Genomic DNA, 9,214 nt, shown 5'->3' with positions numbered 1-9,214 from the left:
CAACGACTGGGATGGGGCGACACGCCTGGCCATCACGCAAAAAATAGGGACTGAACGCGCAGTATGGTGCAATGTTGCATATTTGATCTCCCTATAGGAGGAAATGCCATGGCGGGCAAGCCCAGCATTGTCTTCGCCCACGGACTCTGGGCGGATGGGTCGTGCTTCAACAAGCTCATCCCCACGCTCCAGGCTGAAGGGCACGAGGTTTTCGCCTCACAGCACGGCCTCGACTCGCTCGAAAGCGACGTCGCGTGCGTCAACTTCACGCTCAACCACGTCCCCGGCCCGATCGTGCTGGTCGGTCACTCCTACGGTGGGACCCTGATCACCAAAGCGGGCACCCACGACCGCGTCGGCGCTCTCGTGTACATCGCCGCGCTCGCCCCGGACGAGGACGAGACGTCGCAGGAACAGCTGGACAAATACCCCCGCACGCCCATCTTCGAGCACGTGGACGTCACTGACGGCCGCGTATGGCTCAAGCCCTCGGGCGTCCCGCACTTCTGCGGCGACCTCCCGGAAGCGGAGCAGAAGCTCGTCCTGGCGACGGGCGCTGTGCCAGTGGCGGACCTGTTCAACCAGCAGGTTCCCGGCACCGCCTGGCGGACGAAGCCAAGCTGGTTCATCGTCGCCAACAACGACCGCACCGTGCCCCCCGACCTGGAGCGGTCCGCCGCCGAGCGCATGGGCGCCCATATCCGCCCCGTGGACAGCAGCCACGTTCCCATGCTCTCGCATCCTGACTTCGTCCTCGATGTGATCCGTGAGGCCGCGAAGTCCCTCAACGCCTAGGCCAAGTCGACAACGACCGGCCGCAGCGCAACACGCAAGGAGGCGGCCCCGGACCGACCGGGCCGCCTCCTTGCCACGACATCACGCTTTCAAGCTCAGTACCTGTCCGTATGGGCCAGGAACGCCGCCCAGCGTGCACGCTGGCCATCCCCACGGCACCGGCACCGCCCGGAAGCACGCGGGCGCCGACTACCGAACTCACCCAGCCACAGGCGATGATCCGGTCCTGAACGCCCGGACCGATGGCGGCTGTTGAGGGGAGCACACGGATGAGGGTCTTCATCTCGTCGGACATGGAGGGCACCGCGGGGGTCGTCGACTGGGACCAGTGCCGGCCGTCGGGCTCCGAGTACGGCCACTACCGGGAACTGCTGCAGCAGGAAGTCAACGCGGCGATCGAGGGCGCGGCGGCAGCCGGCGCGCGGGAGTTCCTGGTCAACGACTCGCACTCGGCGATGTCCAACCTGCGGCCGGACCGCCTGGCGCGCCGGGCACGGTACCTGTCCGGACGGCACAAGCCGCTGTACATGATGCAGGGGCTCGACGCGTCGTTCGACGCGGTCTTCTTCGTCTCGTACCACGGCTCCATGTCCGGCGCCCCGGCCACGCTGTCGCACACCTACAACCCGCGTGCGATCGCCGAGGTCCGGCTGAACGGCGTGCCGACCGGGGAAGCCGGGATCAACGCCCTCGTCGCGCTCGGACACCGGGTACCGGTCGTGCTGATCACCGGCGACGACGTCACCGCCGCGCAGATCGAGCCGTTCTGCCCCGGCATCCGGGCGGCGGTGGTGAAGAACTCGGTCTCCCGCTTCGCCGCCGACAGCCTGCACCCGGAGGAGGCCCGCGAGGTGATCGCGCAGAACGCCAGTGCCGCGGTGCGGGGGCTGGCGGACGCCCGACTGCCCGCGATCGGCCTGCCCGCGACCCTGACCGTCCGCTTCCGCAACGCCGACCTGGCCGAGATGGCGACCTGGATCAACGGCGTGGTCCGCGAGGACGAACTCACCGTCCACGTACGCGCCGACGACCCGGTCCGCCTGTACCGCACCTTCGTCACCGTCGTCCTGCTCACCAGAGGCATCGCGGAGTAGCTCGCGCGTATCCGGGCGAGTCCTGGCCGACGGGCTCGGACCTACTCGTTCCCGGCCGGGGGGGGGCGTCTCTTGTCCGCGGACTCCCTTGCGGGCAGAGGGACTTCAGATCTGGCAGAGCCCCCGCTCGTAGTCGACCGTGGCGGACTCCTTGGAATAGGTCCACTGCGGGCTCAGCAGCTGGGCGTCGAGCTGCTGGGCGGCGTGCGGGCTCTCGACGATGTATCCGAAGTCCTGCAACCACGCGGGGTACAGGTTCTTCGAGCCGATGTAGAACGCCGAGCCGTCGACCGAGACCAGCTTGTGGTGCTGGGCGTAGGGGTGCCCGTCGGCCCACTTCGCGCTCGGGGAGCTACGGAAGGGCGCGAGCTGCAGGTTGGAGCAGAGCGCCGTGGTGGCGCTGTGCTCGTCGCCGGTGATGCGGGCGAGCCTGCTGCGCAGTACGTCGCTGATCTCGGAGAGGGACTTGATCTGGGAGTAGCCGCCACTGCCGACGGCGCCCCGGTTGGCGGGGTCGCTGACGACGATGCGTACCTTGACGCCGGCGGCGAGCTTTGCGGCGAGGGCGTCGTAGACGCGGGTGTCGTACCGGGGCAGCGGCGGGCAGGTCGCGTTGAGGTCCTGCTGCGAGATCTCGATGTGGCTGGTCGCGCTGGAGATCAGTGAACGCAGGGCGCTCTCCTCGGGGTTGACCGTGTCGTAGTCGCGGTCCCCGTTGGTGTTGTCGTGCAGCCCGACCACGCACCGGGTGCCGGATGTGTCCGGCAGGTCCGGATGCCAGCTGGAGGTGGGATCGGCGTCCTCGATGCCCACGCCGAGCCCGCCGACGGCGATCACCGGGACGTCGCCGGTGGCCGGGACGGCACGCGGGTTTGTGTCCCGTTCCATGGTTGCCATGCAGTCCGTGCTGCCCGAGGCGGCGTACCAGACGCTCGCGATGTTGTTCTTGTTGCGGCAGGTCCAGGTCCACAGCTGGTCCAGGTACCGGCCGGCTGTGCCGGCGGCGGGACCGGTCAGGGCGAGGTCCACGTCGGTGACCGGGTGGGCGGTGTCGAGATAGTCGCCCTTCCAGTTGTTGATGCCGCCGGTGATGGCTGACTCGCCGTCGACGACCAGGAGCTTGGAGTGGTTCCACGAGAAGGCCGTCTTCGACGTGGTCATCGACGCGACGTCGAGCGTGATGGCGTCGGCCGCCGGGCCGAGCTTGCCGCGCAGGTCGTCCCGGTACTTCGAGGGCAGCACGTTCATGTGGTAGACGGGTGCGGCCCCGACGAGGACCCGGACCTTGAGCTTGTGCCCGGAAGCCACGGAGGACTTCAGGCCCGCGACGATGGCGTCCTGGAAGGCGCCGTCCGGGAAGGGCGCGAGGCTGGAGATGTCGACGGTCCGCGTCGCCCGGCCAATGTTCTCGGTCATCTTGGCCAGCAGCCGCTTGGTGCCGGCGCGGTCCTTGCAGTCGGCGTCGCCCCAGCAGCCGGGCGTCTGGAGCAGCCAGCCGGCGAGGTCGCCTGCCGGGGCGTCGAGCTGGTTGCCGCTCGTCCGCTCCCACACGTCCCCTTCGAGGCCGGGCGAGACCTCGCGCAAGGTGCGTTCCACAGCGTCGAGATGGGGGGTCGCCGAATCGGCGGCGGTGGCGGGTGTGGCGGGCAGCACGGCCAGGGAGAGGGCGGATATCAGGGTGACGCGCGCCAGACGGTTTAAGCGGGAGGAAAAGATCATCCGCAGAAGTTACCGGGCAGTACAACCCACTCTGACCGCAGAGTCCCACAACAGTCCGCAACCGCGTCAGAGGCACGTCAGGCCGGCGTCAGCAGCTCCTGCCAAGGTTGTTCACGTGAACGGCGCGGGACACCCCGAGGCCGGGAACAGGGAGAGGTGCCCGGAGTGGTTGATCGGGGACCAGCGAGCACGCCTCAAGGTCGGGCCCCACAAGGCCCACGCAGGTTCGAATCCTGCCCTCTCCGCCAGTACGTTTCCGGACGCGCCCGTCTCCTTCAGACTCCAGGGCGGGGCCTCGCTCTAGCACCGTCCCGATGAAGCCCTCGGCCGATCACGTGGCGGGCTCAGCACGAAGATTCACCTGGCCGGTGACGGCGGGCTGCACCCCCGGCCCTGCTGGTCACTCCGATCAACAAGCTGAAGATCGACCGGGCCGGGGCGATGCGCTTCGACAAGCGGGCTCACGTCTTTCACGGGACGGTCACCCTCGCCGCGATCAGGCTGTGGCTCCGGTGATGACCTCGGCTTCAGGGAGCGCGGGCGGCCCTTCATGGCCCCGGCCACGACCACGTATGCCCGAGGAGCCGGCGTACCCGGGCACCTTCGTGAACCATCGGGCTGCGTGCCGCGTCCTCCTGATGCGCGGTCCGTGCCGGGCGGGGCCTGCGCGATGGAGAGCAGGGGACGGATGACGGGTGAAACGATCGGTATCGGGCTGGCCGTATTGGCGGGCCTGGGGAGTCTGTGGGCCGGTGCGCGGGAGGCCCGGCTGCAAATGCGGCTGAACCGCTACGGGGTGCACGCCGAGGGGGTGGTGGTGGATCAGGAGCATCGGCCGGGGGACGATGGTTCGACGCCCGTCATCGAGTTCACCGACCGGCAGGGCCGGCACGTCAGGTTCCGGCCCGTCGCGACGGGTCTGGGGCTGGGGCTGGCCCTCGGAACCCATGTGCCGGTCGTCTACCTGCCCGAAAGCCCGGAAAGCGCAAGGGTATTCACTCGGAAGCACCGCCTGTCTCTGATCGTCGGCCTGTTCGCCGGAGCCATGCTCTTCCTCGGCGTGGCAGTTGGGGTCGTGCTCACGCGCTGAGCTTGTTCTCCCTCCTCGTTCCCTCTGACGGATCCACTGCCGGGAGACGAGCCGGCGCGGCATGCTCAACGCGCTCCCCGAGTGCTTCCCAAGCCCCGTGTCGGGCCGCTACGCAGAGTCGTTGACCTGCATGGACGCTCGGATCCGGTCAGACACAGGAGACGACATGAGAGCAGATCGCCCTTGGGGCAAGGCCGTTGTCATCGGTGGCAGCTTCGCAGGCCTCGTGACCGCGCGCGTTCTGGCTGACTTCTTCACAGAGGTCGTCCTGATGGAACGGGACGCCGTCGACGAGGACACCGGCACCCATCCCGGCGCCCCGCAGGGCTACCACGCGCACGCCATGCTGGCCAAGGGCGGAGAAATCCTGGAGCGGCTTTTCCCCGGACTGCGCAAAGAACTGGAAGACGCGGGCGCACCGGTCTTCGACTACGGGGAAGGCATCGACTTCCTGCTGCCCGTCGGACTCGCACCTCGCAAACGCACCGGCGTCCGGATCCAGACCTTCACCCGCGACGAACTCGAACGCCGCCTTCGGCGCAAGGTGCTCGCACTCCCCGAGGTCACCCTCATGCCGTCCACCCCGTGTACGGGCCTGACCCGGGATGCCTCCGGCCGGGTGAACGGGGTGACGTGCCGACCGTTCGGCGCCGACCCCTTCGACATCCCTGCCGACCTGGTGGTCGACGCCTCCGGACGCTCCAGCGCGCTGCCCGACTGGCTGCACACCATGGGGATCACCGTGCCGCCGAAACGGACCGTGAAGGCGAAGGTCACGTACACGTCGATGAACTTCGACCGGCCAGAGGAGAGCCACCCCGCCCATCCGGACTTCTACCTCGCCTACCAGATGCTGTTCGCCCCCCGCGTGCCCCGGGCCGGAGCCCTCCTCGCCGTCGAACGCAACCGGTGGACCTGCTCACTGTTCGCCTTCCAGGACCAGCCGCCCACCGACGACGAGGGCTACCTCGCCTTCGCCGAAAGCCTCGACAACCCCCGCCTGGCCCAGCAGATCGGCCGACGCACCGTCCAGGAACCCACCTATCGCTACACCAACGTCGACAACCAGTGGCGGCCCTACCACGCCGTCAGACACTGGCCCGACCGGCTCATCGCCCTCGGCGACGCCGTCTGCGTCTTCAACCCCGTCTACGGCCAGGGCCTGACCGTCGCCGCGATGGAAGCGGAACAGTTGCACAGGATGCTCGCCCGGCACAGCACCCTGCGGCGACTGGACGGACTGGCCGGCCAGTTCCAGAAGAAGCTGGGCCGCCTGCTGATCGGCCCCTGGACACTCGCCACCAACTCCGACCTCATGTGGAACCCCGGCCGCCGGCCCCTGGCCGCGCGCTTCGCCCACTGGTACAACACACGCCTCTTCCACGCGGCAGTCAAAGACGCAGCCGTATGGGCGAAGTTCGTACGGGTGGTGAACATGGTCGCCTCCCCTGCCCTGCTGTTCCACCCCACCGTGGCACTGAAGGTCCTCACCACCACACCAACCCAAAACCAGCCACGCAAGTAACTGACTTGCTGTCGAGTTGAGAGAACGGCTTCACCCGGACCCGCTCGTCCGGGTGGTGGCTCTCGCCTATCAGATCGAGGCGTCGTCGGCCAGCGAAGGCACGGCGCACGGACGCAGGACCATGAGCGAGTCTTCCAACGCCGCCACCATGCCAAAGGGAAACCGGTCGAGCTCAAGACAGAGTGCAACGTCATCAGGATGGACTCCCTGACGCACACCCTCCGCAAGCTCGGCGGCGGCGCGCGACTCGGCAGCGCGGCGGAGGAACCTGGCAGCATCCGCCCCGTCCCCTGCGGCCCTCCGAGCGATGTATTGAGCGCACGCCAGGTCTTCATCGGCCTGTCCATCTTCGCCAGTGACGACGAACGTGACACTGTCACTCTTGCGCGTCCGCAAGAGCCGGGCAGTTGCCTCCGCCACCACGAAGCTGGCGCACAGCACCAGCGACGCCTCCTTGACCGCAAGGGCGCCGACCGTCCCTGCCGTGGTTTTCTGCACAACGGTCCGTCCGCCAAGGTCGATAGACCGCAGCAGGCCCGGCGAGTTGACGGTGTCGAACCCTGGCGCGGGCGGACCGTCTTTGAGCGCCACCCAATCCGGGCGGCGAGCCTTGAGCGCCAGAGCCTCGTCCAGCGACTCAGCAAGAACGATCTTTTCCGCGCCCTGGGCAAAGGCCCAGGCAGCCACGGTGAATGCACGCATGACGTCGACTACGACCGCCACGGAGGGGGCCTCGACCAGCTCAGCGATGCCAAGAAAACGAGCGTCCATTCGGATCATGATCGTGCAAGCCCGACCCGAAGCACCCAGAGAGTGCTACGCGTCACACGGCCTCTGCGGACACAAGCCACACGGCCGTGGGGCCGGATGACCTCCGCGACGCCGCTCAGGACTTCGGGTCCTGGCTGAGCTGGCGCTGCAGGCTGCGGGTAAGGTGCTCCGCCATGGCTTCCGCGGCGCGGTCGGGCTTGCGGCGCAGTATCGCGCGTACGACACGTTCGTGTTCCGCGAGCGTCGGGTCGTCGGCGCTCCTGACGCTTCTGAGTCGAAAGACATGGAGATGGGAGTGGAGCCGTTCCACCGCATCGGCGAGCAGCGGACGTTGCGAGGCGACCGCGATCGCGTCGTGAAAGCGCTGGTCGAGAGCAGCGAAGTCGCGGTAATCGGCGTACCGCCCCGTCGGCCCCGGATGAGTCTGCATCTCCTCCACAAGTCGCTCGATGGCGTCGAGTTGCTCCTCGGTCGCGTTGATCGCGGCGAGCGCCGCCGCTCTCGGTTCCAGCAGGAGCCGCATTTCGAAGAGTTCCTCGAGGCCCTCGCGGGTCAGCAACTCGGTCGCCCGGTACCCGGAGAGCGACCTTTTGACCACAAGTCCGTCGGACTCCAGCCTGGCCAGCGCCTCACGGACGGGTGTGGGCGAGACGCCGAGGGCACGCGACAGCGCCTCGATCCCCACGCGTGCGCCAGGAGCGATCTCATGGTCCATGACCATGGCCTTGATCTGCTCGTAGACGCTGTCCGAAAGGACCTGTCGAGCAGGACCGGCAGATTGGCCTCTTCCTTCGGGCTCCGGGGCCCTGGCAGAGGAACTGTCATGCGGTGGCATCCGTTCTCCTGCTCCTGCTGCTCCGCGATTGTCAGGACGAGAGCAGTTTACCGAGGTGAGGGCGTTGCCCGGCGGCTCTGTGTATGGGCTGAGGAAGGGGCGCGCGATGGGGGATCGTGCGCCGCAGGAGTCGGAGGCGTCAGGCCCCGTGATCCACTCCTGGTCCCGCACGGCCAGGTTCCACACATGGTGGTGGGCGTCGACGAGCGGCGCGACGCTCATACCAGGCCTGCGTCGCCTCGTCGGCGGCCATGCGGCCGCACGGTGCAACTGCCGGTACTTCTCCAGCTGCTCCGGGCGGATCCGGACCACCTGTGCCACGCGCTTCATTCCGCTTCCTTTTCCGCGGTCACCGCCGAGAGCGCACGGTCGTGGATGATGCGGATGATCCGGCCGCTCATCCGTTCATAGTCGCGATCGTTGTCGACCTCGCCGCGGATGCGATGGTCGGCCATGACGAGGACACGGTCCGCCAGTGTGATCATCTCGGTGAGGTCGCTGCTGATCAGCAGGATCGGCAGACCTCCGCGGGCCAGCTCCGAGAGGAGTTCGTGGAAGCCGTGCTTGGTGCGCACATCGACGCCCACGGTCGGCTCGTCGACGATCAGCAGCCGGGTGTCGGCCGCGAGCCATTTCGCCAGACTCACCTTCTGCTGGTTGCCGCCGGACAGTTCACCGGCGTTCTGTTCGAGCCCGGAGACACGGATGCCGAGGCGGTCGACCAGGTCCTGCGCCACGTTCCGCTCTTCGGCGGCGGAGACGAACCCGAGGGCCCTGGCCAGCTTCTTCCACACGGTGACCGTGATGTTCCGGTGGATGGGCTGCTCGAGGAAGACGCCCTCTTCCTTGCGGTTCTCGGTCAGGTAGCCGATGCCGAACTCGTGCAGCGCCTGGCGGGGGGAAGCGATCCGGGCCGGCTCGCCGTGCACCCTGATCTCGCCGCCCGTGACCCGGTCGAGGCCCAGTACGGCCTTGACCAGCTCGCTGCGTCCGGCGCCGACGAGGCCGTAGAGACCGACGATCTCGCCGGGCCGCACCTGAAGGGATATGTCCTGGTGGCCGTCGGCGGTGGAGATCCCGTCGAGCGCGAGGACCGGGGCGGCCGTCCGGTCCGGGGTGCGGGGCCGCATCTCGGTCGCCGTGTGCGCGCGGCCCACCATCAGGTTCACGACGTCGTCGTGGGTGTGGTCGGCGAGCGGTGAGGACTCCAGCACGGATCTGCCGTCGCGCAGCACGGTGACGGTGTCGCAGATCGCGAAGACCTCTTCCAGCTTGTGGCTCACGAAGACGACACACGTGTCACGGGCCGTCAGCCGCCGGACGACGTCGAAGAGGCGTTCCGCCTCCTGCGGGGACAGGGATGCGGTCGGCTCGTCGAGCAGCAG

The 9,214-nt window shown here is 68.1% G+C and carries 8 protein-coding genes and 2 pseudogenes; 6 read left to right on the top strand and 4 right to left on the bottom strand.

From position 1 onward, the window contains the following. Positions 1-108: 108 nt before the first annotated feature. Together BEK98_RS47365 and BEK98_RS47360 are read left to right on the top strand one after the other, a co-directional pair. The gene (locus tag BEK98_RS47365) at positions 109-795 is read left to right on the top strand and encodes an alpha/beta fold hydrolase (RefSeq protein ID WP_094222969.1); all 687 of its coding nucleotides are present in this window, start codon (positions 109-111) and stop codon (positions 793-795) included. Between the two features lie 269 nt (positions 796-1,064). Then, positions 1,065-1,889, top strand: a complete 825-nt coding sequence (locus BEK98_RS47360) for a M55 family metallopeptidase (protein ID WP_094222968.1) — start codon at positions 1,065-1,067, stop codon at positions 1,887-1,889. 105 nt (positions 1,890-1,994) lie between these two features. Here BEK98_RS47360 and BEK98_RS47355 read toward each other — a convergent pair whose 3' ends face one another. Then, positions 1,995-3,608, bottom strand: coding sequence for a phospholipase D-like domain-containing protein (locus tag BEK98_RS47355; protein WP_094222967.1), 1,614 nt, complete (start codon positions 3,606-3,608; stop codon positions 1,995-1,997). Between the two features lie 150 nt (positions 3,609-3,758). Here BEK98_RS47355 and BEK98_RS49445 point away from each other — a divergent pair. From BEK98_RS49445 to BEK98_RS47340, 4 genes and pseudogenes are all read left to right on the top strand, one after another. Next, positions 3,759-3,856 (top strand): annotated as a pseudogene (locus tag BEK98_RS49445). A gap of 163 nt (positions 3,857-4,019) precedes the next feature. Next, positions 4,020-4,124 (top strand): annotated as a pseudogene (locus tag BEK98_RS51555) (IS5/IS1182 family transposase); the annotation flags it as partial. Between the two features lie 172 nt (positions 4,125-4,296). After that, positions 4,297-4,698 (top strand): DUF3592 domain-containing protein, encoded by a 402-nt coding sequence (locus BEK98_RS47345; protein WP_167444468.1) that lies wholly within the window; start codon positions 4,297-4,299, stop codon positions 4,696-4,698. A 166-nt stretch (positions 4,699-4,864) separates the two neighbouring features. Next, the gene (locus BEK98_RS47340) at positions 4,865-6,223 is read left to right on the top strand and encodes an FAD-dependent oxidoreductase (protein ID WP_094222965.1); all 1,359 of its coding nucleotides are present in this window, start codon (positions 4,865-4,867) and stop codon (positions 6,221-6,223) included. Positions 6,224-6,292: 69 nt separating this feature from the next. Here BEK98_RS47340 and BEK98_RS47335 read toward each other — a convergent pair whose 3' ends face one another. The 3 genes from BEK98_RS47335 to BEK98_RS47325 all read right to left on the bottom strand — a co-directional run. After that, positions 6,293-6,994 (bottom strand): 2-phosphosulfolactate phosphatase, encoded by a 702-nt coding sequence (locus BEK98_RS47335; protein ID WP_094222964.1) that lies wholly within the window; start codon positions 6,992-6,994, stop codon positions 6,293-6,295. Between the two features lie 115 nt (positions 6,995-7,109). Continuing rightward, the gene (locus BEK98_RS47330) at positions 7,110-7,829 is read right to left on the bottom strand and encodes a GntR family transcriptional regulator (protein ID WP_094222963.1); all 720 of its coding nucleotides are present in this window, start codon (positions 7,827-7,829) and stop codon (positions 7,110-7,112) included. A gap of 326 nt (positions 7,830-8,155) precedes the next feature. After that, the coding region (locus tag BEK98_RS47325; protein WP_094222962.1) for a sugar ABC transporter ATP-binding protein at positions 8,156-9,214 on the bottom strand (1,059 nt) is incomplete at its 5' end.

This window comes from Streptomyces diastatochromogenes, from assembly GCF_002242805.1.
GTDB lineage: Bacteria > Actinomycetota > Actinomycetes > Streptomycetales > Streptomycetaceae > Streptomyces > Streptomyces diastatochromogenes.
The sequence above is the reverse complement of the archived record's forward strand: the minus strand, read 5'-3'. Positions and strand labels throughout refer to the sequence as shown.